Source organism: Micromonospora sp. LOL_024 (assembly GCF_048060415.1).
In the GTDB taxonomy this organism is placed as follows: domain Bacteria; phylum Actinomycetota; class Actinomycetes; order Mycobacteriales; family Micromonosporaceae; genus Micromonospora.
The window spans coordinates 118712-142877 of the sequence record NZ_JBHMIS010000004.1; the positions used below are offsets into that span (position 1 = coordinate 118712).

At 71.4% G+C, this 24166-nt stretch carries 25 protein-coding genes and 1 pseudogene; 4 read left to right on the forward strand and 22 right to left on the reverse strand.

Annotated features, from left to right (window positions below; translation table 11 throughout):
- Positions 1-24: 24 nt before the first annotated feature.
- The 4 genes from ACFHWY_RS07685 to ACFHWY_RS07700 are packed head-to-tail and all read right to left on the reverse strand — an operon-like array spanning position 25 to position 3294.
- Positions 25-849, reverse strand: a complete 825-nt coding sequence (locus ACFHWY_RS07685; protein ID WP_416579407.1) for a class I SAM-dependent methyltransferase — start codon at positions 847-849, stop codon at positions 25-27.
- Positions 846-1880 carry a glycosyltransferase family 4 protein gene (locus tag ACFHWY_RS07690; RefSeq protein WP_416579408.1) on the reverse strand — a complete coding sequence of 345 codons (1035 nt, stop codon included), beginning with the start codon at positions 1878-1880 and terminating at the stop codon, positions 846-848. The genes ACFHWY_RS07685 and ACFHWY_RS07690 overlap by 4 nt, the downstream gene beginning before the upstream one ends.
- Before the next feature lies 1 nt (position 1881).
- Positions 1882-2310, reverse strand: coding sequence for a 6-pyruvoyl trahydropterin synthase family protein (locus ACFHWY_RS07695; protein WP_416579409.1), 429 nt, complete (start codon positions 2308-2310; stop codon positions 1882-1884).
- A 3-nt stretch (positions 2311-2313) separates the two neighbouring features.
- Positions 2314-3294 (reverse strand): zinc-dependent alcohol dehydrogenase, encoded by a 981-nt coding sequence (locus ACFHWY_RS07700; protein WP_416579410.1) that lies wholly within the window; start codon positions 3292-3294, stop codon positions 2314-2316.
- Positions 3295-3389: 95 nt separating this feature from the next.
- On the opposite strand from ACFHWY_RS07700, the pseudogene ACFHWY_RS07705 reads away from it, so the two are divergent.
- A pseudogene (locus tag ACFHWY_RS07705) lies at positions 3390-5968 on the forward strand (CDP-alcohol phosphatidyltransferase family protein).
- Between the two features lie 59 nt (positions 5969-6027).
- Here ACFHWY_RS07705 and ACFHWY_RS07710 read toward each other — a convergent pair.
- From ACFHWY_RS07710 to ACFHWY_RS07720, 3 genes are all read right to left on the reverse strand, one after another.
- Complete coding sequence (locus ACFHWY_RS07710; protein ID WP_416579411.1) at positions 6028-7095, reverse strand: TRM11 family SAM-dependent methyltransferase; 1068 nt, start codon at positions 7093-7095, stop codon at positions 6028-6030.
- Between the two features lie 196 nt (positions 7096-7291).
- Complete coding sequence (locus tag ACFHWY_RS07715; protein WP_416579412.1) at positions 7292-8482, reverse strand: snapalysin family zinc-dependent metalloprotease; 1191 nt, start codon at positions 8480-8482, stop codon at positions 7292-7294.
- Positions 8483-8715: 233 nt separating this feature from the next.
- A complete protein-coding gene (locus tag ACFHWY_RS07720) occupies positions 8716-9786 on the reverse strand; it encodes a sigma-70 family RNA polymerase sigma factor (protein ID WP_416579413.1) in 1071 nt (356 codons plus the stop codon).
- 78 nt (positions 9787-9864) lie between these two features.
- Here ACFHWY_RS07720 and ACFHWY_RS07725 point away from each other — a divergent pair, with 78 nt between their 5' ends.
- Positions 9865-10521, forward strand: coding sequence for a maleylpyruvate isomerase family mycothiol-dependent enzyme (locus ACFHWY_RS07725; RefSeq protein WP_416579414.1), 657 nt, complete (start codon positions 9865-9867; stop codon positions 10519-10521).
- Positions 10522-10946: 425 nt separating this feature from the next.
- Here the strand turns inward: ACFHWY_RS07725 and ACFHWY_RS07730 are convergent, their stop codons facing one another.
- The 3 genes from ACFHWY_RS07730 to ACFHWY_RS07740 form a co-directional block, all read right to left on the reverse strand.
- Positions 10947-11810, reverse strand: coding sequence for an RtcB family protein (locus tag ACFHWY_RS07730; RefSeq protein ID WP_416579547.1), 864 nt, complete (start codon positions 11808-11810; stop codon positions 10947-10949).
- A gap of 146 nt (positions 11811-11956) precedes the next feature.
- Entirely contained in the window at positions 11957-12793 is an 837-nt protein-coding gene (locus tag ACFHWY_RS07735; RefSeq protein ID WP_416579415.1) for a M15 family metallopeptidase, read from the reverse strand.
- Positions 12794-12795: 2 nt separating this feature from the next.
- A complete protein-coding gene (locus tag ACFHWY_RS07740) occupies positions 12796-14040 on the reverse strand; it encodes a D-alanyl-D-alanine carboxypeptidase family protein (protein ID WP_416579416.1) in 1245 nt (414 codons plus the stop codon).
- 18 nt (positions 14041-14058) lie between these two features.
- On the opposite strand from ACFHWY_RS07740, the gene ACFHWY_RS07745 reads away from it, so the two are divergent.
- Positions 14059-14220 carry a hypothetical protein gene (locus ACFHWY_RS07745; RefSeq protein WP_416579417.1) on the forward strand — a complete coding sequence of 54 codons (162 nt, stop codon included), beginning with the start codon at positions 14059-14061 and terminating at the stop codon, positions 14218-14220.
- 13 nt (positions 14221-14233) lie between these two features.
- On the opposite strand, the gene ACFHWY_RS07750 is transcribed toward ACFHWY_RS07745, so the two are convergent.
- The 5 genes from ACFHWY_RS07750 to ACFHWY_RS07770 form a co-directional block, all read right to left on the reverse strand.
- Positions 14234-15760, reverse strand: a complete 1527-nt coding sequence (locus ACFHWY_RS07750; protein ID WP_416579418.1) for a serine/threonine-protein kinase — start codon at positions 15758-15760, stop codon at positions 14234-14236.
- Positions 15761-15846: 86 nt separating this feature from the next.
- Complete coding sequence (locus ACFHWY_RS07755) at positions 15847-16053, reverse strand: hypothetical protein (RefSeq protein ID WP_416579419.1); 207 nt, start codon at positions 16051-16053, stop codon at positions 15847-15849.
- Between the two features lie 2 nt (positions 16054-16055).
- A complete protein-coding gene (locus tag ACFHWY_RS07760) occupies positions 16056-16685 on the reverse strand; it encodes a substrate-binding domain-containing protein (protein WP_416579420.1) in 630 nt (209 codons plus the stop codon).
- A gap of 49 nt (positions 16686-16734) precedes the next feature.
- Positions 16735-17616, reverse strand: coding sequence for a helix-turn-helix domain-containing protein (locus tag ACFHWY_RS07765; RefSeq protein ID WP_416579548.1), 882 nt, complete (start codon positions 17614-17616; stop codon positions 16735-16737).
- A 137-nt stretch (positions 17617-17753) separates the two neighbouring features.
- Positions 17754-17996 carry a DUF397 domain-containing protein gene (locus tag ACFHWY_RS07770; RefSeq protein ID WP_416579421.1) on the reverse strand — a complete coding sequence of 81 codons (243 nt, stop codon included), beginning with the start codon at positions 17994-17996 and terminating at the stop codon, positions 17754-17756.
- A 254-nt stretch (positions 17997-18250) separates the two neighbouring features.
- Between ACFHWY_RS07770 and ACFHWY_RS07775 the strand changes: the two genes are divergently transcribed.
- Entirely contained in the window at positions 18251-18898 is a 648-nt protein-coding gene (locus tag ACFHWY_RS07775) for a GGDEF domain-containing protein (protein ID WP_416579422.1), read from the forward strand.
- Positions 18899-18915: 17 nt separating this feature from the next.
- On the opposite strand, the gene ACFHWY_RS07780 is transcribed toward ACFHWY_RS07775, so the two are convergent.
- From ACFHWY_RS07780 to pstC, 7 genes are all read right to left on the reverse strand, one after another.
- On the reverse strand, positions 18916-19398 hold the full coding sequence (locus ACFHWY_RS07780) for a type II toxin-antitoxin system PemK/MazF family toxin (RefSeq protein WP_416579423.1): 483 nt from the start codon (positions 19396-19398) through the stop codon (positions 18916-18918).
- Between the two features lie 74 nt (positions 19399-19472).
- Positions 19473-19859 (reverse strand): DUF2267 domain-containing protein, encoded by a 387-nt coding sequence (locus ACFHWY_RS07785; RefSeq protein ID WP_416579424.1) that lies wholly within the window; start codon positions 19857-19859, stop codon positions 19473-19475.
- Positions 19860-19963: 104 nt separating this feature from the next.
- Positions 19964-20470 carry a hypothetical protein gene (locus tag ACFHWY_RS07790; RefSeq protein WP_416579425.1) on the reverse strand — a complete coding sequence of 169 codons (507 nt, stop codon included), beginning with the start codon at positions 20468-20470 and terminating at the stop codon, positions 19964-19966.
- A gap of 32 nt (positions 20471-20502) precedes the next feature.
- On the reverse strand, positions 20503-21246 hold the full coding sequence (locus tag ACFHWY_RS07795; protein ID WP_416579426.1) for a response regulator transcription factor: 744 nt from the start codon (positions 21244-21246) through the stop codon (positions 20503-20505).
- Between the two features lie 138 nt (positions 21247-21384).
- Entirely contained in the window at positions 21385-22251 is an 867-nt protein-coding gene (gene pstB, locus ACFHWY_RS07800) for a phosphate ABC transporter ATP-binding protein PstB (protein ID WP_416579427.1), read from the reverse strand.
- Positions 22252-22310: 59 nt separating this feature from the next.
- Entirely contained in the window at positions 22311-23222 is a 912-nt protein-coding gene (gene pstA, locus ACFHWY_RS07805) for a phosphate ABC transporter permease PstA (RefSeq protein WP_416579428.1), read from the reverse strand.
- Entirely contained in the window at positions 23219-24166 is a 948-nt protein-coding gene (gene pstC / locus ACFHWY_RS07810) for a phosphate ABC transporter permease subunit PstC (protein ID WP_416579429.1), read from the reverse strand. The genes pstA and pstC overlap by 4 nt, the downstream gene beginning before the upstream one ends.

Below are 24166 nucleotides of genomic sequence, written 5' to 3' on the forward strand. Positions count from 1 at the left end.
GCACGCAGCGGGCGGGCCGCCGGTTCAACGGCCCAGGGCCAGCAGGTCAACATGATCGACCATTACCCCGAGCCGGCCGGTTTCAGCCTCAGCCAGCCGACGTCGCGCGTACTCGCCGGTGCGGTCGGTCAGCTCCGGTCGTTGGGCGCGGGCGGCGGCGAGCCAACCGGTGAACCAGTGGGCCGCCAGGGTGGCCTCTCCCGGGCCGAGCAGCCACGGGCTGGGGCGGACGTCGGCGACCACGCCGTTTCGGGCGAAGGCGGCTGCGCAGTGCTCGGCGGCGTCCGGGCCGAGCAGCCGCCGGCCGCCGACGGCACGGCGCTGGTGGGCGTTGAACGCCGCACCGACCTCGGCGTCCAACGGATCGGCCGGGGTCAGTCGCACCGTACCGGTCACCGAGATCAGGAACAGCGTCGGGCAGCCGGCCTTCGCGCAGGCGGCGACCAGTTGGTCAACCTCCTCGGCGGTCAGCATGTCGAGCAGCGCCGAGGCGGTGACCAGGGAGGCGTCGGCCAGTTCGGTGGCGGTCAGCCGGGTCAGGTCACCCCGGCGCGTCTCGACCGTCACCGGCGTGCCGTCGGCGGCGGTACCGGGCATGCCGGCGCGGGCCCGGGCCAGCAGGTCCAGATCCTGGTCGTAGAGGATCCAGTGCTGCGGCCCCGGCAGCAGCGGGGCCAGCCAGCGGCCCAGCGAGCCGGTGCCGGCACCGAGGTCGTGCACGACGAACGGTGCACCGCCGGCCAGCGCCGCGCGGACCGTGTCGACCAGATCCGTCGACCGGGCCGCCACGTCGGCGGGTTCCCGCAACGCGAGCCACCACGCGAAGTCGGGTGGGAGATCGATGCTCATGTCGACGCCTCCTTGAGGGCCATGGTGATCAGGGCCACAGTGCTCGTCCAGTCGTGCAGGGCGGCACGCCGGTGGCGGGCGGCACGCCGCAGGTCCTCACGTAGGGCCGCGTCGTCGAGCCACCGGCCGAGCGCGGCGCCCAGGGCCGATGGGTCATCGGGTGGCACCAGCAGGCCGGGACGTTCTCCGGTGGCCGTGTGCCCGAGGGTGTCGGGCAGCCCGCCGACGGCTGTGGCGAGCACCGGGACGCCGCGGGCCAACGCCTCGGTGACGACCATCCCGTACGTCTCGCCGCGTGAGGGGTGCACCAGCAGGTCGGCGGCGGCGTACGCGGCGTCGAGCCCGGCACCGGTACGCGGGCCGGTGAACCGGACCCGGTCGCCGAGCCGGTGGACGGCGATCCGGTCACGCAGCCGGTCGACGAACTCCGGTTCCCGGTGCAGCGGTCCGACACAGGTCAGCGTGCAGGATCGGTCGGCGACCGCGGCGAGCGCCTCGACCAGCACGTCGTGCCCCTTGTGTGCGGCGACCGCCGCGACGCAGAGCAGCGCCGACCCGGCCGGTGAGCCCGGCGCGGGTGCCGCCGGATCCACCCCGGGCGCGGCGACGTGCACCCGGTGGGCGGGCAGCGCGTACCGCCGCACCAGCGCATCGCGGGTCCAGGTGCTGGTGGCGACGACGGCGGTCGCGGCGGCCAGGGCGCGGGCCTCGCTGGCGTCGTCACGGGGCAGGTGCACCAGCGCGACCAGGCGCAGCCGGCGGGCGTGCGCGGCGAGGGCGTCCGGCACCACCGAGGCGACCAGGCCGTCGATCAGGATGAGCGCGGCGTCCGGAAGGCCCGCCAGCAGATGGGCCACCGCGGCCCGCTCCGCCGGGGTCGGGTCGGGCCAGGCACCGGGCACCGCACGTTCGCGCACCGACCAGCCGGCGTCGGCGAGCCCCGCGCAGATCCGTCGGTCGTAGCCGTTGCCGCCGCTGGGCGACGCCGGGTCGTCGATGTCGCCCGGCAGGACCACGTGCAGGATCGGCACGTCAGGCGGTGCCCACACCGGCGTCGGCGGCCGGCAGTGACCGTTCGTAGCTGGCCCACGCGACGTGTGACTCGCGCAGGGTGACGGTGAGCCCGGTGAGCCCGTGGGCTCCGACGCCGAGACCGCCGGCGCGCACCCGGTCGGCGAGCCGGTCGGCGACGGTGCGGGCCAGCACCTCGGTGGTGGTGTTGGTGCCGGCGAAGGCGGGCTCCTCGTCGAGGTTGCGGTAGTTCAGCTCGCCGAGCACCGCCTTGAGCTGGTCGGCGGCCAACCCGATGTCGACCACGATGCCGTCGTCGTCGAGGTCGGGGCGACGGAAGGCGGCGTCCACCACGAAGGTCGCGCCGTGCAGCCGCTGAGCGGGGCCGAAGACGTCGCCGCGGAAGCTGTGGGCGATCATGATGTGGTCACGGACAGTCACGCTGAACATGGGTCACTCCCCGTCGTAGGTAATGAGGTGGCACAGGGCGGGCAGAGTACCCCCGCTGAGCCGGGCGAGCACGTCGGGTAGCTCCGCGAACGGCGACCGCCCGGTGACCAGCGCGTCGAACGCCGGATCGGCGAGCAGATCGAGGGCGAGCGCCATCCGGTCGGCATAACTGCGGCTGCCGCGCCGCGCGGGGGCGACCATGCCGACCTGGCTGCCGCGGATCGTCAACCGTCCGGAGTGGAACGCCCCACCGAGCGCGAGCTGAACCGGTCGGTCGCCGTACCAGCTCAGTTCGAGCAGGGTGCCCTCCGGCGCGAGCAGGTCCAGGCCGCGTTGCAGCCCGGCCGCGGTGGCGCTGGCGTGCACCACGAGATCACGCCCGCCGGTGGCAGTTTCTCCGGTGGCGAAGTCGACGCCGAGGGCGGCGGCCACCCCGGCGCGGGTCGCGTCGGCGTCGACCAGCTCCACCCGGACGCCGGGGAAGCGGGCCAGCAGGGCCGCCACCGCGCAGCCGACCATGCCGCCACCGACGACGCTGACCCGGTCGCCGACCAGTGGTGCGGCATCCCACAGCGCGTTGACGGCGGTCTCCACGGTGCCGGCGAGCACCGCGCGGGCCGCCGGCACCCGGTCCGGGACGACGGTTACCGCATCCGCCGGCACCACGTAGGCGCTCTGGTGCGGATGCAGACAGAACACCGTCCGGCCGAGCAGGTGCGCCGGCCCGTGTTCGACCGCGCCGACACTGAGGTAGCCGTACTTGACCGGGGCCGGGAAGTCGCCCTCCTGAAACGGCGCGCGCATGGAGTCGTACTGGCTGACGGGTACGCCACCGGCGAAGACCAACGTCTCGGTGCCCCGACTGATCCCGGAGTAACGGCTGCGTACCAGGACCTCACCGGCGCCCGGCTCGGTCAGCGTCAACGGACGGATCTCACCCTCGCCCGGTGCGCGTAGCCAGAAGGCGTGGGCGATTCGCGTCACGGTATTTTTCTCCCAAACTGCGTCCGGACCGATCCGATCCGTCGTATTTTCCGTAGTTCCCTGACAGGGTCGTCGATCATAAACACGGAGGCACTGTGTCAACAGTTCGAACCGGTCCGCAGATCGGGTTGATTGTCCAGATTGTCCTACTGGTGGCGCTCGCCACGACGGTCGATCTCGGCATCGCGGGCTGGCTGGCTGGCCTGGCGTACGGTGCCGGGACCTGCCTCGCGCTCGTACGTGGCCTGCGTCATGCCGGCTCGAACCGACTGGGTCCGGCCGACTGGGTGACGATGGGACGCGGTCTGCTGGTCGGCGGGGTGACCGCGCTGATCACCGACGCGCTGATCGGCGGCCGTCCGGCGCCCGTGGCCGTGCTGGTGACGCTGACCACGGTAGCGCTGGCGCTCGACGCCGTCGACGGCAAGGTGGCGCGCCGCACGAAGACGGTCAGCGCCCTCGGCGCCCGCTTCGACATGGAGGTCGACTCGTTCCTGGTGCTGATACTGAGCCTCTACGTCGCCCCCTCGGCCGGGATCTGGGTGCTCGCCATCGGCGTGATGCGGTACGCGTTTCTCGCCGCCAGCTGGGTACTGCCCTGGATGAACAAGCAGTTGCCGCACCGGTACTGGCGTAAGGTGGTCGCCGCGGTTCAGGGGATCATGCTCGCGGTCGCCGCCTCCCAGGTGCTGCCGGGCCTGGCGACCACCCTCGTGCTGATGACAGCGCTCTGCCTGCTGGTCGAGTCGTTCGGGCGGGACGTCACCTGGCTGTGGCGGCGGCGGACCGCGACGGTCCGGCCGGTACCTGCCCTGCTGGTGCCGACGGTGCCGATCGGCGCCCGCCGGACCGAGCGGGCAGAGGACCGTGACCTGTCCACCGCGCCCGTACTGTCGCTGCGCTGACCTGGGAGACCCCATTGTCGATCTCCGACCCGAGATCCGTACCCGGCGCCGACCCCGCCGGTCCCGCCACCGCGCCGCTTGACGTCGAGCCAGGCACGGCCGACGAGGACGGATCACCCGGCCCCGGAGCCGACGGCGAGACCGAGCCGGGCACCCGCCGGCACCGGATCGCCACCCGGGTGGTCACGGTCCTGGCCGCGATGCTGGTGCTGGGCGCGCTGACCCTACCCAACCGGCCGTGGCAGCTGGAGCCCGGCGCGTTCCTGCGCATCCCGCTGGAGGCGCTGCTGCTGGCCGCCCTCCTGCTCGCACTGCCCGGCCGACCCCGCCGGGTGGTGGCGGTGGCGGCCGGGGTACTGCTCGGACTCGTCGCCGTGGTGAAGGTCGGCGACCTGGGCTTCTACTCGTCGCTGGGCCGCCCGTTCGACCTGGTACTGGACTGGTCGCTGCTCGACGAGGCGTTCGGCTTCGTGGCCGAGTCGATCGGCCGGCCCGGCGCGATCGGCATCGCGATCGGTGTCGGGCTGCTGCTGCTGGCCGTGCCGGTGCTGACCGCACTGTCCGCCGTACGGCTGTCCGGGTTCCTGGTCCGACACCGGACCGGCACCACGCGGGCCGTCGCGACGCTGGTCGTGGTGTGGGCGGTGGTCGCCGCCTTCGGGATACGCATCCTGCCCGCCATGCCGGTGGCCGACAGCAACGCCACCACCGTCGTCTACGAGCACGCCGCCGAGATCCGCGACCGGCTCCACGACCGCCAGAAGTTCGCCGACGAGGTCGGGATCGACCCGTTCCGCGACATGCCCGGCGACCAGCTGCTGACCGGGCTGCGCGACAAGAACGTGCTGTTCGCCTTCGTGGAGAGCTACGGCCGCGACGCGGTCATCGATCCGGATTTCGCCTCGATCCAGCGGGTGCTGGACGACGGCGCGGGCCGGCTGGAGGCAGCTGGTTTCGCCTCCCGCAGCGGCTTTCTCACCTCACCGACCATCGGCGGGGCGAGCTGGCTGGCCCACGCCACCCTGCTGTCCGGGCTGTGGGTCGACAACAACCAGCGGCATCGCAACCTGCTCGCCACCGACCGGTTCACCCTCGGCGAGGCGTTCCAACGGGCGGCCTGGCGGACGGTCGGGGTGATGCCGGCAGTGAACCAGGCGTGGCCGGAGGGGGCGTTCTACGGTTACGAGCAGTTCTACAGCGGGCCGGACCTGGGCTACCAGGGTCCGAAGTTCGCCTTCGCCCCGATGCCCGACCAGTTCGCCGTGCACGCCTTCCACCAGCGGGAACTCGCCGGTGAGCGGAACCGGCCGGTGATGGCCGAGCTGGCCCTGGTCTCCAGCCACTCGCCGTGGACCAAAGTGCCGTCGCTGGTCGGCTGGGACGACATCGACGACGGGGAGGTGTTCCGCCAGGGCATCATCGGCACCCCGACCGCGCAGGCCCGGACCGGCTACCGGCACTCGGTCAGCTACACGCTGCGTACCCTGATCTCCTACCTGGAGACGTACGGCGACGACGACACGGTGCTGGTCTTCCTGGGTGACCACCAGCCGGCGCCGGTGGTGACGGGCGAGAATCCCAGCCCTGACGTGCCGATCCACATCGTGGCCAAGGACCCGACGGTACTGGAGCGGATCGATGACTGGGGTTGGCAGGAGGGTCTGACCCCCGACGCGAGCGCCCCGGTCTGGCGGATGGACGCCTTCCGCGACCGCTTCCTCACCGCCTTCGGCCCCACCAACACCCGCCCCCAGGCCCAACCCCGCTAGCCCCCTCGCCGATCTAGGGGTAATCGCCGTCGCAGGAGATCACCTGGCAGCGGTTGTCCCTAGATCGGCGAGGGAGGGCTTGGCTGGCCGGGTTTGTGGGCTACCAGGATGTCGCGGACTATGGCCTGGTCCACGCGGTGGCTCAGCGCCTGCCAGGGGCCGTGGTCGAGGACGGTGAGGCCGGCGGCGGTCAACTGCTCGGCGGCGGCCTCGCGCCGGGCCACGTTGGTGTTCCACGAGATGCCGAGAGCGCCGCCGGGGCGCAGCAGCCGCACCCAGCCCGGCACGGCGGCGTCGAGCAGCGCGAGCGGGTCGCGGGCCAGCCCCGTCTCGGCGGTACGGCTGCCGTGCTGCACTCCGTACGGCGCGTCGGCGACCACCAGGTCGACGCTCTCCGGCCGGAAGAACTCGCCGACCCGGGTGGTGTCAGCGTTGACCACGTCGACCGACTGCACGTCGCCGGCCTTCTGCGCCTCCTTCGAGGCGGCCACCTCCATCCGCAGCCGCCGGCCGACGACCTTGCGTTCCCGGCGTACCGGTCCGGATTCCAGCACCCGGTGCTTGATCCGCTTGCGCTTGAGCCAGGTGGTGAGGAACGCCTGGTACGCCTCGAAGTCCTTGCTGTCGCGGTCCAGTCCGGCGGCGTCGAAGCCGTACATCATCGCCTGGTTGACGGTGGTGCCCCGGCCACACAGCGGGTCGATCACCCGGAACCGCCTGGTCAGCAGGTCACCGGCCCAGTCCGAGGCGAGCAGCGTCACATTGAGCAGCAGCTTGGTGAACTGCTCGTTGGTCTTGCCCTGGTACTTCTGAATGGTAATCAGATCGTCGTCGAAACGGTCCAGTCGACTGAGCGGCACCGGGCGCAGCAGGTCATCGACGAACTCGAAGAGCGCGTACACGCTGGAGAGGTTGCCGAGCAGCGCGGCGTCCCGCTCGCTCAGTCCGCCCTCGACGTCGAACGTGACGTAGCGGGCCCCGCCGATGGTCGCCGTCCGCACCGCACCGATCCGCCCGCCGAGCACCGAGCCGCCGAAGATTTCCAGCTCCGCCCGCGTCAGCTCGACGGCGGCGCCCGCGTAAACCCGATTGCTCGCGGGCAGAATCAATACCCCATACCTGTTCACGACCAGCAACTATCCCACCCTCTTCCGCCCGCTCGACCACCCGCCCCGACGGGCATCCGCACCCTTCCCGGACGGATCTCGCTCGCCGCCATAAGAACCTCCGCCACCCACCCCGTCGATCATGCAGTTGTGGCACCCGGATTGCCCCGGATCGGGACTTTCATCAGGTGCCACAACTGCTTGATCGACAAGAGCGTCAGGCGGGGAGGCCGCCGACCTGGGTGTTGATCCAGGAGCGGATGGAGGAGAGGTCACCGTAGATGGACGGGCCGGTGGCGCAGGTGGCGTTGTTGTTGCCGGAGCGGCTGGTCGCGCCGATCACCTGCCAGACTCCGTTGACGCGGCGCACCTGCGGGCCGCCGGAGTCGCCGTAGCAGGCACCGGAGCTGTTGGGGTTGTTGGTGCAGATCTCGTAGGTGGCGTTGATGCCGCTGCACCGGCTGTCCGACACGATCGACGTGTCCAGTTCGTACGCGGTCGTCGGTGCCGAGCCGCAGCCGCGTACCGGGCAGGTCAGGCCCCAGCCGATGATCCGGGTCGCGGTGCCGACCGCGCCGGAACTGGTCGGGATCCGCGCCGGGGCGTAACTGACGGAGCTGGACAACTGGAACAGCTTCACGTCGATGCTCGGGTGGTTGACCGCCCGGCTCACCTGGACCACCGTGCCGCCGCTGCTGCGGTTGGTGCTGCCCACCCGGACCGACGACGGGGTCGGGCAGTGCTTCGCGGTGACCACCCAGTTGGCCTTGATCAGAGTGCCGGTGCAGCCGGAGGTGTAGACCAGCCAGGGGTAGTTCTCTGTGGCCGGCCGGCCACCGACCACGAACGTGCCGAAGTCCGCGTCGTCCTCCTCCGTCCAGGTGTACGTGGCGGAGGCCTCCGACGCGCTCCGGCTGCCGGCGAAGAGCTGGTTGACCCGGCTCGCCTCGGCGGCGCTCGGGTTCGCGTTGGTGCAGGAGACCAGGGCGCTGCTGCCGGACATGAGGTCGGAGCAGAGTCCGGTGCGCCGGTCGGGCAGGCCGAGGATGTGGCCGAACTCGTGGGTGGCGATCCGGGTGCGGTGATAGCCCTGGTTGACCGCCTGCCAGCCCATCCAGATCCGGCCGGAACCGAGCCCGGTGACCTGCGCCCGAGGCCAGCCGCTGTCGACCAGGATGGTGACGTTGGCGGGCGTACCCGGCACCAGCCGGACGTTGCTGACCCGGCTGTTCCAGATCTGCGCGGCCTGGTCGAAGTTGGTCCGGAACTCGCCGGCCCGACTGGCGTCGTAGTAGACGGTCCGGGCGGCCGAGGCGGCGGTCGCGGTGGTGGCCACCTGCACACCGGTCGCCGCCAGTACCGCCGCCAGCGCGGCGGTTGCCGCGCGCAGCAGTTGTCGTCGGATCATCAGATACTCCCCTGGGGACTACGCGGCGCGCCGACACGTCGCGATCGATGTTTGTAAATATAGATCCTTACCGTTCGATGTTTGTCATCGCGAAAGCGTCATACCTCCCGCCCCTGTTACCCGGCGGTCACGCCCTGGTGAAGCCGGGCTCGGCGGCCTGCAGAAGTGCCGGGAGATCCCCGTGCCGGTGACCCTCAACGCCACCGCGCCGCTCGGCACGACACCCCGGTGAGCTAGCCGGCGGCTGCTCCGCCGGCGATGCTGGACGGCAGTGCGAACAGGGCGAAGTAGTCACTGCCGACGAACGAGGTGATGCCGGCGATCTGTTCGCCGCGTAGCGTCAGCACGGTGATCGACCAGCCATGATGTTCACTGATGCGGTCGGCACCCAGGTAGAACGCGACGGCCGGCTGACCGTTTGCGCTGGTTGACAGGGGACGCCAGCTGGGGCAGCGGCCCAGCGGTACCTGTGCGGCGAAGTCGACGACCGCGTCCAGCCCGGCGTACCACTGCGCCAGCGGTGGCATCGACCACGTGACGTCCTCGGTCAGCAGCGCGACCAGGGCGTCCACGTCCTGGCGTTCGAACGCCGCCGCGAACGCGGTGACGATCTGTCGTAGTCGCGCGTCTCCGATGTCGCGCAGCGTCTGTTGTTGCGTCGGTGCCGGCACCCGCTCGGCGACGACCCGGCGTGCCCGCGCCAACGCCGAGTTCACCGACGTGACGGAGGTGCCCATCATCGCCGCGATCTCGGCGACCGAGAAGCCGAGGACCTCGAAGAGCAGCAGCGCGGCCCGCTGGTTGCCGGGCAGGTGTTGCAGGGCGGCGACGAAGGCGAGCTCGACGGCTTCCCGCTGCTCGTAGCGGGCATGCGGCCCAGTCGCTCCGCCGGCCGCCCCGACGTCCGGGTACGGGCCCAGCCAGGCCGTGTCGGTCCGGGGTACGCCGTCGAGAACCACCCGTTCGCTGGACGGACCGAGATCGACCGGCATCGCGCGTCGCCGGCGCGTCTCGACGGCGTCGAGGCAGATGCGGGTGGCAATGGCGTAGAGCCACGCCCGCAGCGAGCCGCGACCCTCGAAGCGACCGATCCCCCGCCAGGCCCTTAGCAGGGCCTCCTGCACGGCGTCGTCGGCGTCGTGCACGGAACCGAGCATCCGGTAGCAGTGCACGTGCAGTTCCCGGCGCAGCGGCGCCACCGCCCGACCGAACGCGGTATCGTCCCCCGCTCGCGCCCGGACGAGATCGGCATCGTCGGCGCCGCGCGGCGCGGCGGCGCCCGGCTCCGAGGAATGGTCGTTCACGAGCGACGATTCTGCCCCACGCCGGGAGTCTTCTCCTCGACAGGGCACGACCGCCGACCCGACAGGAGATCCACCGACATGACCGAGCCGACGACGAAACTCGACCGCATCCACGACTGGTCGCTGGTCCACGCCGAGCGGGCGGCACTGGCGGCCGACCTCACCGGCCTGGTCACCGACCGCTGGTCGACGCCGTCGCTGTGTGCGGGGTTGACGGTGCGTGAGGTTCTCGCCCACCTCACCGCAGCGGCGAGCCTCACCCCGGCTCGCTGGATGCTGGGCGTGCTCCGGTGCCGGTTCGACTTCGACCGACAGGTGGCCATGCGGTTGGCCGAGCAGTTGGGCGTCAGCCCCGAAGAAACCCTCGACCGGTTTCGGCGGGTCATCGCCAGCACCACCAAGCCGCCACTGCCGGTGCTGGCGATGCTCGGGGAGCAGATCGTGCACGGCGAGGACATCCGCCGACCGCTGGGCATCCGTCGCCCGTACCCGATCGGCACCGTCACGCGGGTCGCCGGGTACTTCGCCGGCTCCGACCTCACCGTGCTCGCGAAGGGCCGGATCGGCGGGTTGCGCCTGGCGGCGGACGACGGGCCCTTCACCACCGGCTCGGGGCCCCTGGTGGCCGGATCGACGCTCGCCCTCACGATGGCGATGACCGGGCGCGGAGCCTACTGCGGGGACCTCACCGGCGACGGGGTCGCGATCCTGCTCGACCGCTGCGGTCCGGCGTGATCCGGCGTACCACATCCGCCCCGGTCACACCGGGGGCGGCTCAGGTGGGCGGACGCCGGCAACCGGCCATTGATGAGCCATTCTCGCGTTCGGTGTTGACCTTGGCGTCGGACCCTTGAGATATAGATACTCACGCATCGGCAGGACGTGCGGACGACGCACGCCCGCAGAGAAGGGCACGGATTGGAACACCCGTTGGAACACTCCGAGAACGGAGGCTAGGAGCCTGCCTGACCGTCGACGTCTACCTGAAGGCACCGTTCCATCTGGTCGCGAGTCTCGCGCCTGGCTCTACGGGGCGGGCAAGGCGCCCCGGACCTACTGACCAAGAGACGGGACGCCGAGTTCGGCCCGGCCGGAGTGCGCGTGAACCCGCATCGGGATACGACCGGCGCCCGCCCCCCGACGGGCGCCGGTCCAACCTGTCAACCCTTCACGCGGATTACCTGCTTGAGGTGCGCGACCACCTCGACCAGGTCCTGCTGCTGTGCCATCACCTCGTTGATGTCCTTGTACGCGCCGGGGATCTCGTCGACCACGCCGGCATCCTTACGGCACTGGACACCCGACGTCTGCGCCGCCAGGTCCTCGACGCTGAACGTCCGCTTCGCCTGCGCCCGGGACGTCCGCCGCCCCGCCCCGTGCGAGGCCGAGCAGTACGCCCATTCGTGGCCGGCGCCCCGCACGATGTACGAGCCGGTGCCCATCGACCCGGGGATGATGCCCAGGTCACCGCGGACCGCCCGGATCGCTCCCTTACCCGTCACCAACACGTCCACCCCCTCGTAGTGCTCCTCGGATACGTAGTTGTGGTGGCAGCTGATCGGCTCGTTGTAGCCGACCCGCAGGAACCGCTCCCGCACCAGGTTCATCAGCACGGCGAGCAGCACCGCACGGTTGCGGCGCGCGTACTCCTGCGCCCACCACAGGTCCCGGCGGTAGGCGTCCATCTCCGGCGTGCCGGCGAGGAAGACCGCCAGGTCCCGGTCGGGCGGGCCGGCGTTGTGCGGCAGCCGGCGGGCCACCGCGATGTGCCGCTCGGCCAGTTCCTTGCCGATGTTGCGGGACCCGGAGTGCAGCATCAGCCAGACCCTTCCGTGGCCGACGCCGCCCTGCTCCAGACAGACCTCGATGAAGTGGTTCCCACCGCCGAGCGTGCCCATGGCGATGACCAAGCCCACGGTGGCGCCCTTGCCGAAGCGCACGTCCGGCATGACCGCGACGCCCTGCACCCACGGCAGCGCACCGATGTCGCGCAACGCGCGTAGGCGCAGTGAGCCTGCCCACAGGCGGTGGGGTGAGGTGGCCGATCGGGGGCGCGCTGGCTAGGTGGTGTCCACCCGCCGCGCCGAGAAACCGCAGGCTTGGGCAGGTCCCTCCGGCCTTCTTGCGTCAGCGCAGGCTGTCGAGGACGTCCCGGCGGGAGTGGTCGCGGTCAGCCGGCCGAGGAGCGGGCGACCGGCAGGTCGAAGTAGGTGTCCGGCCAGGGTTCGTCCCGGTAGCGGAAGTGCCACCACTCCCGGTCGTAGCCGACGAACCCGCCGTCGGTCATCAGCTGCCGCAGCAACCGCCGGTTCTCCCGGGCGGTGGCGTCGATCCGGGCCGAGCCGACATGCGCCGACGGGTCGAAGCAGTCGAAGCCGGTTCCCATGTCGACGCTGTTGTCGGCGAAGCGCTGGGCACGGCCGGCGGTGCAGGCGACGAGCGGCTGCCCCGGGACGTACCGGGGCTGCTCGGGCGCCGGCACGTCGACCAGCGTGACGTCGACGGTGCTGCCCCGGCTGTGGGCGCTGGGCGCGCCGAGGTACCCGAGGTCGAACAGCTCCGACTTCGCCACCGAGGGGTAGAACTCGGTCTTCATCGCGTCCTGGCCGGGCTCGCCGGCCCAGCGGACGAAGTCGTCGGTGGCGCGCGTGGGGCGGTAGCAGTCGTACACCTTGAGGCTGTGCCCGGCGGCCAGCGCGGCATCCTGTACCCCGCGCAACGCCTCGGCGGCCGGGGTGGTGAGCAGACACAGTGCCTCCGGGTAGCCGTCCACCGGCCGGCCAGTGAAGTTGTGCGCCGTGGCGTACCTGATGTCGGAGAGGATGCGCTGATCCATCTCGGACAGCACCACGAGGCCGGGCTGCGGCGGCGCCGGCGACGGCCGGGGCGACGGTGGCGGCTCCGGCGTCGCCCGCCCGCACCCGGCCACCACCAACGCCACCGCGACGCCCGTGGCCAGTTTCGCCACCCGTCTACGCCAGGCCGACGGCGGGCGGGACACCTGCACGGTCACACCCTGCGGGACGAAATCGCCTTGCCTGCGGTGCGCACCCGGCAGCCAAACAAACCGGCCACGAGCAGAGCTAGGCCGACTGCGAGGCCGATCAGGGAGGCCGATCGGAGCTGTCCGGCGAAGACGAGCTGGTCACCCTGCTCGGCACCGGACGCGCCGCCGGGCAGCGCCTGCGGCGGTACCGAGGCGGGCGGCGGCGAAGCGGACGGCGCCGCGGCGTTGGCGGCGCCTGGGCTTACCAGCACACCGACCGAGGCGGTCCGGGGCAGCGCGAATCCCCAGTCGAGCAGCGCGGCACCCTGCTGCCAGCCCCGTTTGTCGATCACGTCCGCGCCGAGCAGGGTGACCACGAGTCGCCGCCCACCTCGTTCGGCGGCACCGACGTAGGTGTGCCGGGCCAGGTCCGTGTACCCGGTCTTGCCGCCCAGCGCGCCGGGATAGTGGTAGAGCAACTGGTTGTCGTTGTCGATGGTGAAGCTCTTCGCGCGTTGCCTCGGCTGGGCCGGGATGACCGCCTCCCGGGCGGCGACGTAGCGGCGGAAGTCGGCGTCGCCGAAGCAGGCCCGCGCGATCAGCGCGAGGTCGTACGCGCTGGTGAACTGCCCGGGACCGTCCAGGCCGGAGGGGGTCGCGGCATGCGTCTGGTAGGCACCGAGCAGCCTGGCCTGCTCGTTCATCGCCCGCAGCCCGCCGGCCATGCCGTCCGCGCCGCCGCCGAGGCGCGCCAGCGCGTTCGCCACCTCGTTGCCAGAGCGCAGCAACAGCCCCAGCCAGAGCGTGTCGACCCGGTACCGGCCGCCGTCGACCAACCCCACGGCCGAGCTACCCGGCTCGATGTCGAGGTCACCTGCGGTGATGGTGACGAGGTCGGCCGGGTCCAGTCGGGGCAGCATGGTCGCGGCAAGCAGCAGTTTCTGCACGCTGGCCGGTGTCGCGTACTCGTGCGGGCCACAGCCGCCCAGCACCTCGCCGCTGTCCAGGTCGGCCACCAGCCACGAGGTGGCGGCCACCTCGGGTGGCGGCGGCACACCGGGCGGCACGACCAGGCCGGGCGTGGCCAGCCGGGCTCCGCCGAGGGCCCGCTGCACCGGATCCGGCGAGGGCGTCACCGATGGTGTGGGACCGGGAGCGGGCGGCGCCGGACGCGGACACGGCAGCGGTGCCGCGACGGTGGCGGCAGGGACGAGTGGCGACGCCAGCAGCACGGCGGTCAGCGCGACGGCCAGGCCGGGGACTCTCACAGTCAGCGACACTATCGGGTGAATTCCGGTGGGTCCGGCAAATCGATCAGCTTCGCCGGTTCGGCCGGCGGCGGCTACTCCGAGGCGGCCGGACGGTCGGCGATCTGGGCGCCGGACGGGTCGGTGCTCGCCCGGGCCGGGACCGCGCCGGGCGAGTTCACCCGCACGACGGTGACCTGACATCGGGCAGGAGTCAGTCGTCGGCAGGCAGCGTCGTCTCCAGCCGGTCGAGCAGATCGTCCAGCCGGCCGGCGACGTCCTCCGGGAGCCGCCCGCGATCCACCTCGTGGTCGAGGCGGTCCCGGAGGTCCTCGATCTGCTTCTCGTGATCCTTCGGCCGGCCCCCGACGAACTCGCCGAACTCCTTGCGGAGCCGGTCGGCGGCCTTGTTGTCGATCTCGCCGGTGAGCTGTGCCGCGGCGAGCAACGCGACGAGTTCGGCAGCCGCCTGCCGCAGGCTCACCGGCGCCGGCCGGTCAGTCGGCGGCGTGGCACTGGGCGTGGGAGCGGCGGGCGCGGTCGTGGTCGGCGGGGCGGCCGACGAGGCGCTGGGTGCGGCAGCCCGCGTCCCGTCGTCCCGGTCGCCGAGGGCGAACACCGCGGTCAGGCCGACGAGCAGCGCCAGCCCGGCCGCCACCAGGGCACCCACGGGCGGTCGGGCCGGCCGCGGCTGGCGCTGCGGCCCTGCGCCGCGTGCCGTCGTCCGGCGTGGACCACCGGCCCCGGCCGTCGCGGGCCAGCTGCCGGCAGCCGCCACCAGGGTCGGTGGATGTCCCGGCAGCGGCCGGGTGACGGAGTCGTCCGCCGCGTCGTGACTGCTGGCGGTCGCCGCCGTAGCGGACACGAGAGGCAGCACGGCGGTGGACGGGCCCGCCGCAGCACCGGCGGCCCCGGCACGGAACCGGGCGGCCACCTGCCCGGCCGTGGGGCGTCGCTGCGGGTCGGGGTCGAGGCAGGCCCGCGCCAGTTCGGCGAATTCGGCCGGCAGGCCCGGCGCCCGCAGCGGCGGTACCGGTGGACGGCGCGTGTGCACCACCACCGCGTCCTCCCAACTGTGCACCGGCAGCGGAACCTCACCGGTCACGGCGCGGTACAGCAGCACGCCGAGGGCATAGAGGTCGCTGGCCGGGTCCGGCACGTCGGCGCTCAGCCGCTCCGGTGCCGTGTACGCGGGCGTGCCCATGATGGTGCCGTCGGCGGGCCCGGACCCGGCTTGCTCTGGACCGGTGGGCGCGGCGATGCCGAAGTCGAGCACCTTGGCACCGGTCTCGGTGAGCATGACGTTGCCGGGCTTGATGTCGCGGTGTACCACGCCGATGCGGTGCGCGGCGGCCAGGGCGGCGGCGACCTCGGCGGCCATCCGGAACGCCGGCTGCCAGTCCAGTGGCCCGGCGGCCAGCCGGTCGGCCAGGTTCTGCCCGTCGACCAGCTCCATCACCAGGTACGGCACGACCGTGCCGCCGGCCAGGGCCGCCTCGCCGTAGTCGTAGACCTGGGTGACGTGCGGGTGAGCCAGGCGCGCCGCGGCGCGGGCCTCGCGCCGGATGGTGGCCCGCAGGTCCGGGTCCACGGCGTACGTGCCGGCGAGGACCTTCACCGCGACTTCTCGGCCCAGGATCTCGTCCTCGGCGCGCCACACCTCGGACATTCCGCCGAGGCCGATGCGGTCGTGCAGCACGTAGCGGTCGTGCAACCGCAGGCTGGGGGTGAACGGCGACATGGGCCTCCAGTCTGCCTGCTCCCCACCCGGCGCACCACCCACCCGCCGGTCAGGGCCGGCAGGCGGATGGTGCACGCCGACCACCGCTACTGCGTGCAGGTGGTCCGTGCCGGCCGGGCGGCCGGCTGGATCTGGTCGGCGAGCCGGCGCAGAGCCCCGGCGGCGAGCCGGCGGGTGGCCACCAGCCGCACCGCGCGGGGCGGGTCGGGACGGACTGGCGCGTCCGGCCGGGCGGACATCACGTGACGCGTGACGGCGTCAACGGCGAAGACGAAGCCGGCGGGCTGTTCCATGGTCAACTCCTCGGTACGGGTCCGGAGCTGGTCCGGACCACGAGCGTGGTGGGCAGCAGAATCTCGCGCGTGGTGGCGTCCGGCGGCGGATCGAGCAGCAGCGCGGCGGCTCTGCGCCCCTTGTCCTCGCCGGATTGGCGCACGGTGGTCAGCCCGGCCGGCGCGGCCTCGGCGATGTCGTCGAAGCCGGTCACCGAAACCCGCCGCGCGGCCGGGCCGGCGGTGCGCAGCACGTCGAGTGCGCCGAGTGCGAGAACGTCGGAACAGGCCAGCAGCGCGGTCGGCGGCTCGGACCCGGCGTGCAGTTCCCGGACGGCTGCGGCGCCGGCCACCCGGGTGTTGTCGGGGGCGGTGAGCACCGTGATCTCGGGCCAGCCGACGCCGACCGCCGCGAAGGCGTCGGCGAAGCCGGCCAGCCGGTCACGGGTGGTGGGATGCGGCACACCGGCGACGCCGGTCACCCGCAGCGGCCCGGTGGGGGCGTCGGGTAGCACATCGTGGCCGAGCAGGGCGACCCGTCGGTGACCGAGGCCGGTCAGGTGCTCGGCGACCGATCGAGCGGCGGCCCGCTCGTCGATGCCGACCCACCGGTCGCCCGCCAGGGGTCGCGCCGAGGTGGTGACGAAGGGCAACCCACGGCCGCGGATCGTGCCAGCCGGGTCGGTCAGCAGCGCCGGCCGGTCACCGTGGGGCGAGGTCGGCGATGATGCCTTCGAGGATGGCCGGCGTCCGCTCCGGCGGCTCGGCCTCGACGCAGAGCCGTTCCATGGCCACCGCGTAGAAGTCGAGATCCTCGCGTTTGTCCAGGTAGAGGGCGCTGGTCAGCTGCTCGATGTAGACGATGTCGGGCAGATCCTGGTCACCGAAACGCAGGATGGTGAAGGCGCCACCGGCGGCGGCGTGACCTCCGGCGGCGAACGGGATCACCTGCAGCCGGACGTTCGGCGTCCGGGTCGTCTCGAGCAGCGCGTCCAACTGGCCACGCATCACCTGGGGCCCACCGATCGGGCGGCGCAGCGCCGCCTCGTCGACCACCACCCAGAGTCGCGGTGGATGTGGTCGGTGCAGCAGGTCCTGGCGTCGCATCCGCAGATCCACCCGACGGTCGATCTCGGCCGCGCCGGCACCGCCGTGACCGAGCAGCACCACGGCCCGGGCGTACTCCCGGGTCTGCAACAGGCCGGGCACGAACTGGACCTCGTAACTGCGGATGAGCGCCGCCGCGGCCTCCAGGCCGAGGTACGACTGGAACCAGGATGGGAGGACGTCGCCGTAGCGGTGCCACCAGCCCGGATTGTTCGCCTCCCGGGCCAACTTGAGCAGGGCCGTGCGTTCCTGCTCGGCAGTCACTCCGTAGAGCGTGAGCAGGTCGGCGACGTCGCGTTCCTTGAACCCGACCCGCCCCAGCTCCATCCGGCTGATTTTCGATTCGGAGGAACGGATCTCCCAGCCGGCGCTCTCCCGGCTCACCCCGCGTGATTCCCGGAGCCGCCGCAACTGGGCGCCCAGCAGCATCCGCAGCACAGTCGGGCCCGCCGCTGGGCTCTCCTCGGCGGATACCATGGTCACCTGCCGTCCTCCGCATGCTGTCGTCGGTCGAATCGGTGGACCGACCCGACCGACGTGTAAGCATGCCATGAACCGTCGGTGGGATGAACCTCCGTCCCGGTGCGGCGAATCCCGCTGATGGGACGGAGATCTCAGCCGATCAGGTGATCGAAGTCACCGTCCCGAGCACCGAGCACGAACGCCGCGATCTCGGCCACTGTGTAGATCAGCGCGGGACCGTCAGGATGCCGGGAGTTACGCATCGCGATACCCCCGCCCCCGGGCAGCTCCGCCAACTCGACGCAGTTCCCACTGGGATTGCTGCGCCGGCTCTTCTGCCAGGCGAGGGGCGGCAACTGGTGGACGTGAACACCGTTGGGCGGCTGCTGCTGCATGGTGGCGTCTGGTCTCTCCGTTAGGCGCCGGTGCCGTGGGAGGAGCGGTAGCGGCAAGAGGGGCGGCATCGACTCATTCTGCACGTGCATCTGCTATTGCATCTGCATTGGACAACGAGCATGATAACGCACGTACGCTGTGCGTACCTGCTCACGTTCTGTATCGCGATCCCGGCCGCCATCAGGGGAAACGAGGTGTCTGGCAGCACCTGTTCACCGGTGCTGGGTCCGCTTCGCGGCGAAGGGAGATGTCGGTGCCGGATCCGCTGACCGTCGCGTCCGGTATCTGCGCCGCAGGGGCGCTGCTCTCGTCCTGGCAACTGGGCCGTCGGGCCGTCCGCGCCGAGGCCGAAATCGACCGGCTTCAGGCCGAACTCACCGCAGAACGCCACGCCGCCAGCCACGATCCGCTGACTGGGCTGCCCAACCGGCGCGCCTTCTACCGCCTCGCCGCCACCCTGCTGACCGACGGCTCCGGCCGACCACTGGTCGCGGTCGTGCTGGACCTCGACGACTTCAAGCAGGTGAACGACCGATACGGGCACGCCGCCGGCGACCAAGTGCTGATCAGCGTCGCCGAACGGCTGGCCGCCTTTGCCGGCGACAACCTGGTGGCCCGGCTCGGCGGTGACGAGTTCGCCGGCCTGCTGGCCAGCCCGACCCTCGATCGGCGGTGGATCGAGCACGCCACCCGACGGCTGTGCAACATGCTCGCCGCGCCGATCCCGGTCGGCACGACAAGCCTCCAGGTGACCGCCTCGGTCGGTCTGGCACCAGTGCACGGGAGGCAACTCACCGAAGCACTCGACCGCGCCGACGCGGCGATGTACGAGGCCAAGGGAATCGGCGCCGGCCGCCCGGATCGGGTACTGCGCGACACCGCACACCTGGCCGAGTGCTGACGGCGGTCGAACCGTGATCAGTGCCAGCCGTACCCGGCGCGCAACGCCTGCCCCACCCGGTCGAACCTGGCCCGGTCCAGCACCGCGCCCTCGCGGCGGATGCTGTCCTCGCGCATGGTGAGCACCCGGTCAAGCCGTACCCAACTCGGACGCTTGTCCCGGTCCCACCCACCCGGTCCGAGAGCCAGCCAGTGCCGCTGCCCATCGCGATCACCCTGGCTGGAGAGCATCAACCCGAACAGCGTGCGGCTGCGCCGGCCCACCACCAGCACCGGCCGGTCCTTGCCCTGTCGGGGATCGTCCTCGTAGGGGACCCAGGTCCACACGATCTCACCCGGATCGGCGTGCCCGTCGGGCTCCGGCGCGTACGACAACTCGCGGCGCTGCAACGCGGTGACCTGACGCGGTCGCGCGAGCTTCGCCGGACTCGGACCCACCCGCCGCGGCGTCGGGATGACCGCGCCGACCCGAGCTGCCATGCTCCTCAACAGACCTGCCACGGCGGCAGCCTATCTGCCAGGACCGACCGCGCCGACGGCAGGGACCCGGTGCCGGCGCAGGGATCACCTACACGTCAGGGACCCGCTGGGCCCAGTCCGGCGGTCGCGTCGATTCCGTCGCCCCCGGCAGGTCCCCGCAGCCGGGCCACCATCTCCTCGAACTCGCCGACGGTCACCGTCTCGCGCAGCGTCGCGAAGACCGCCGCGGCACCGACCGCCGCGGTCTTCTCGTCGACCCCGGCCCGCCGGCCCACCCGGCGCAGGAAATCGGCGGGTTCGGCCGCCGATGCCCGGCCAGCGCCGGTCAGCTCGGCTGGCAAGTAGCCGGTCGGATCGGCCGTCGGGCCGCCGGTCATCCGCTGCACCACGGTCTGCAGCACCACCCGTGCCACGGTCGCGGCGAGCTCAGGCGCCAGCCCGGAGCGACGCGACACCGCAGCGACGAATAGGGGAAACCGCACGGCGCCCTCCTGTCCTCGGCGCCCGGCTGGTTACCCGGACCACCACCCGACAAACAACCACCGCGGCTATCAGGGCGGGACGTCGCCAGCGGCGACGACATCCCCTAGATCGACGGGGCTGGCGGGGGTAGGGAGGGGGGTAATTGGCGGGCCTCGCGCCAGCGCTCGGACCGGGTGCGGTCCATGGTGTAGCACAGTTCCCGAGGAGCCTCCGGCCGACCGGCGACCCGGACGAACGGCAGCCCACGGCCGGCGTAGTCGTAGTACGCCTTCAACAGCCGGGTCAGCCCGGCCATCGCCCCGACGATCTTCTTTCGGGGTCGGCCGGTGGCCTGGGCCAGGTCCGGCACCGTGAACAGCCGATCCGGCTCGGCGGCGAGCACCACCGTCACCGTCCGATACGTGGCGCGGCCGCCCTGGCTGAGCCGGCGCAGGTCCTCGACCCCCCACTGGGCGGCCGGCGTCGGGTGACCGGCCCGAAGTGCCGCACGCCGCCGCGGCACCGGCTCGACCCACTGCCGGGCGTCGAGGTCGGCCAGCAGGCGAGCCACCTGCGGGACGTACGCCAGCGGCACCGCCACCAGGACCATCCCCTCCGCAGACGCGCCCACCGGCGACGGGTACGGCGGCGGAGCCGGCCCACTCACGACATCGACTGCGTTGCCGTGGCGGGCACGAACCGGTACCCGAGGCCGCGTACCGTGACGATTGTCGGGACCTGCTCGCCGTCGCGCGCGAGCCTCCGACGCAGCCGCTTGATGTGCACCGTGAGCGTGTTCGACGTGTCGTCGGAGATCCCACCCCACACGTTGGCGAGCAGCTGCTCGCGGGTGACGGTCCGCTCGGCGTGGCTCATGAAGAAGTAGAGGAGCCGGAACTCCTTCAACGGCAGGGCCACCGCCTGACCGTGCAGGCTCACCTCGAACGTCGCCGGGTCGGCCCGCAGTCCGCCCAGCTCGATCGGCGGATCCAGCGCACCGGCGGTCTCCGGGCGGATCGCCCGCAGGATCGGCAGCACCTCCTCGGGCCGGTACGGCCGCCGGACGCAGGCGGTGGCGCCAGCCTTGAGCGCGGCCACCGCGACCGCGCCGTCGTCGTCGCCCACCCCGACGACGGTGGGGATGCCGGCCCGACCGGCGAGCAGTCGCACCAGTTCCGTACAGCTCATGGTGGCCAGTCCGGCTGCGACGACGGCCGCGTCCGGTTGCAGGGCACCGGTCGCCAGCAGGGCCTCGGCGGCGTGCGGGAAGTGATGTCCGCGTACCCGGTGGTCGGCCAGCTGGGCGACCAGCGCGGCGCCGACGCTCTCGTCGTCGTCCACCACGAGCAGCACGAAACGCCCGTCGGACCGAGGGTCACCCCTGGTGACCTCGACGAGATTGTTCATCGCACACCGGCTCCGGTTCAGTAGAGGCCCATCGCGACACCTTCGGCCACCCAGGACGGCCGCTGTACTACGACCGTGCGGCGGGTGGGCACGCTCGAGCGCCAGCCCGGTGATCCACCCCTGACCGCGACCTCGCCGTCAGCCGAAGCGTCCGGTGATGTAGTCCTCCGTGCGCTTGTCGCCCGGATTCGTGAACAACCTGCCGGTCTGGGTGAACTCGACGAGCCGGCCGTGCCGCTCCTGCTCCTCGTCCACCTCGGCGGTGAAGAAGGCGGTGTAGTTGCTGACCCGAGCGGCCTGCTGCATATTGTGCGTGACGATCACGATCGTGTACTCGCTGGCCAGCTCGAACATCAGATCCTCGATCTTCGCGGTGGCGATCGGGTCCAGCGCCGAACAGGGCTCGTCCATGAGGATGATCTCGGGCCGTACGGCGATCGTCCGGGCGATGCAGAGCCGCTGCTGCTGCCCGCCGGACAACGACAGGCCACTTGACTTGAGCTTGTCCTTGACCTCGTCCCACAACGCCGCGTCACGCAGCGCCTTCTCCACCACCTCGTCCATGTTGGAGACCTTCATACCGGTAACCCGAGGACCGTACGCCACGTTGTCGTAGATCGACTTCGGGAACGGGTTCGGCTTCTGGAACACCATGCCGATCCGACGCCGCACCTCGATCGGGTCGACGTCCTTCGCGTACAGGTCCTGGCCGTGGTACGTGACCGAGCCGGTGACCCGGGCACCGGGGATCAGGTCGTTCATCCGGTTCAGCGATCGCAGGATGGTGGACTTGCCGCATCCCGACGGGCCGATCATCGCGGTGATCTGCTTCTCCTGGATCGGCATCGAGGTGTCCCGGACGGCCTGGTAGCCGCCGTAGAAGACATCGACGCCGTTGAGCTCCATAACCGGCACGGTCGACGTGGGCTGGCGACCTGCGGTCTCGTTCCCGCCGACGGCGGAGATGCTGACCGCCGGGCGGCTGGTGGTACCGGGGGTGTTCACAGTGGTCACCTCTGGGTCGTGGTCGGGGCGGCGATACTGCTGATCTGTTGACACAAACGTCACCACCGCTTCTCGAAGCGGTTCCGCACGAAGATCGCCACCGAGTTCATCGCCAGCACGATGGCCAGCAGTAGGACGATCGCGCCGGCCGCAAGCTCGGTGAACTCAGCCTGCGGACGGGTGATGAAGGTGTAGATCTGGATCGGCAGTGCCGTGTAGGCGCTGTCCAGCCCGGTCGGGTTGAAGGTGATGAAGGTGACCGCGCCGAGCACGATCAGCGGCGCTGCCTCGCCGATGGCCCGGGACAGGGCCAGGATGGATCCGGTCGCGATGCCGGGCACCGCCGAGGGCAGCACCTGCCGGGACACCGTCTGCCACTTGGTGGCGCCGAGTGCGTACGAGGCCTGCCGAATCGACTGCGGCACGGCCCGGATGGCCTCCCGAGTGGCGATGATGACCACCGGCAACACCAGCAGCGACAACACGATCGCAGCGGTGGTGATGGTGAAGCCGAACCCGAGCGCCCGGGCGATGATGCCGAGGCCGAGGATGCCGAAGATGATCGACGGCACACCGGCCAGGTTCTGGATGTTCAACTCCAGCAGCCGGTTGTACCAGCGGGTGTTGTCGGCGTACTCCTCCAGGTAGATGGCGGAGAGGATGCCGATCGGCAGGCAGATCACCGCGACCAGTGAGATGATCCAAAGCGTGCCGACCAGGGCGGACTGCACCCCGGCACCGTCCAGTCGGCTGGTCAGGCCGGTGGGCATCTCGGTCCACAGCCGGGAGTCGAGCCGGTTCCAGCCCTTGACCAGGACCCAGGTGAGCAGCGCGGCGAGCACGCCGAAGGCGATCAACAGGCAGGACTGCATGGCCAGCCGGAAGGCCAACTCGCCGGGCCTGCTGCGACGCTGGGTCAGCGCGGCACCCGGCGCGGAGGGTTCCGGCCGGGTGAGGGTGGGGGCGCTCACTCGTAGACCTCCCTGAAACGACGGACCATCCGGATCGACACGGCGTTGAGCGCGAAGGTGATGAGGAACAGCAGCGCGCCGACGGCGAAGACCGAGTCGTAGTCGAGCGAACCGATAGGAATGTCACCGGAGGAGATGTTGGCGATGAACGCGGTCATGGTGGCCGCACCCTCCAGCGGGTTCACCACCACCCGGTCGGAGGTCAAGCCACCGGCGATGGTGACGATCATCGTCTCGCCCACCGCGCGGGAGATGCCCAGCACGATCGCGGCGACGATGCCGGAGATGGCCGCCGGGACCACCACCCGGGTCGACACCTGCATCTTCGTCGAGGCCAGCGCGTAGGCGCCCTCCCGCAGGCTGCGGGGAACGGCGGCCATCGAGTCCTCGGAGATGCTGGCAATCGTCGGCACGATCATGATGCCCATCGCGATGCCCGCGATGAGCAGGTTCTGGAAGCCAGGACCGTTCTCGGTGGGCCACCACCGCTGCAACAGCGGGTTCAGCGCGAAGAGCGCCACGAAGCCGTACACCACGGTCGGCACCCCGGCGAGTAGCTCGACGATCGGCTTGAGCACCCTACGGGTGGCCGGCCTGGCGTACTCGGACAGGTAGATCGCCGAACCGAGACCGATCGGCACCGCGATGATCAGCGCGATGACCGTCACCACGAGGGTCGCCGAGAGCAGCGGCAACACGCCGTACGCCTTCTGCGCGAAAGTGGGCGTCCAGCTGGTGCTGGTGACGAACTCCACGATGCTGACCTGCTGGAAGAACTCGATCGTCGGTTCGGCCAGCGCGATGATGATGCCAACCGTGGTCACGATCGACACGGACGCGGCGGCGACGAGCAGCACCTTGACGATGCTCTCCACGGGGCGGCGCTGGCCCCGCCGCAGGGAGTTCCCTGCGGCGGGGCCGACACTCTGGGTGCTGGTGGTCAC

Bases quoted from the DNA above. Each gene is read 5' to 3' on its own strand.
- ACFHWY_RS07685 (WP_416579407.1), bottom strand. From the start codon at position 849: ATGAGCATCGATCTCCCACCCGACTTCGCGTGGTGGCTCGCGTTGCGG.
- ACFHWY_RS07695 (WP_416579409.1), bottom strand. From the start codon at position 2,310: ATGTTCAGCGTGACTGTCCGTGACCACATCATGATCGCCCACAGCTTC.
- ACFHWY_RS07715 (WP_416579412.1), bottom strand. From the start codon at position 8,482: ATGATCCGACGACAACTGCTGCGCGCGGCAACCGCCGCGCTGGCGGCG.
- ACFHWY_RS07725 (WP_416579414.1), top strand. From the start codon at position 9,865: ATGACCGAGCCGACGACGAAACTCGACCGCATCCACGACTGGTCGCTG.
- ACFHWY_RS07750 (WP_416579418.1), bottom strand. From the start codon at position 15,760: ATGTCGCCGTTCACCCCCAGCCTGCGGTTGCACGACCGCTACGTGCTG.
- ACFHWY_RS07755 (WP_416579419.1), bottom strand. From the start codon at position 16,053: ATGGAACAGCCCGCCGGCTTCGTCTTCGCCGTTGACGCCGTCACGCGT.
- ACFHWY_RS07765 (WP_416579548.1), bottom strand. From the start codon at position 17,616: ATGGTATCCGCCGAGGAGAGCCCAGCGGCGGGCCCGACTGTGCTGCGG.
- ACFHWY_RS07770 (WP_416579421.1), bottom strand. From the start codon at position 17,996: ATGCAGCAGCAGCCGCCCAACGGTGTTCACGTCCACCAGTTGCCGCCC.
- ACFHWY_RS07795 (WP_416579426.1), bottom strand. From the start codon at position 21,246: ATGAACAATCTCGTCGAGGTCACCAGGGGTGACCCTCGGTCCGACGGG.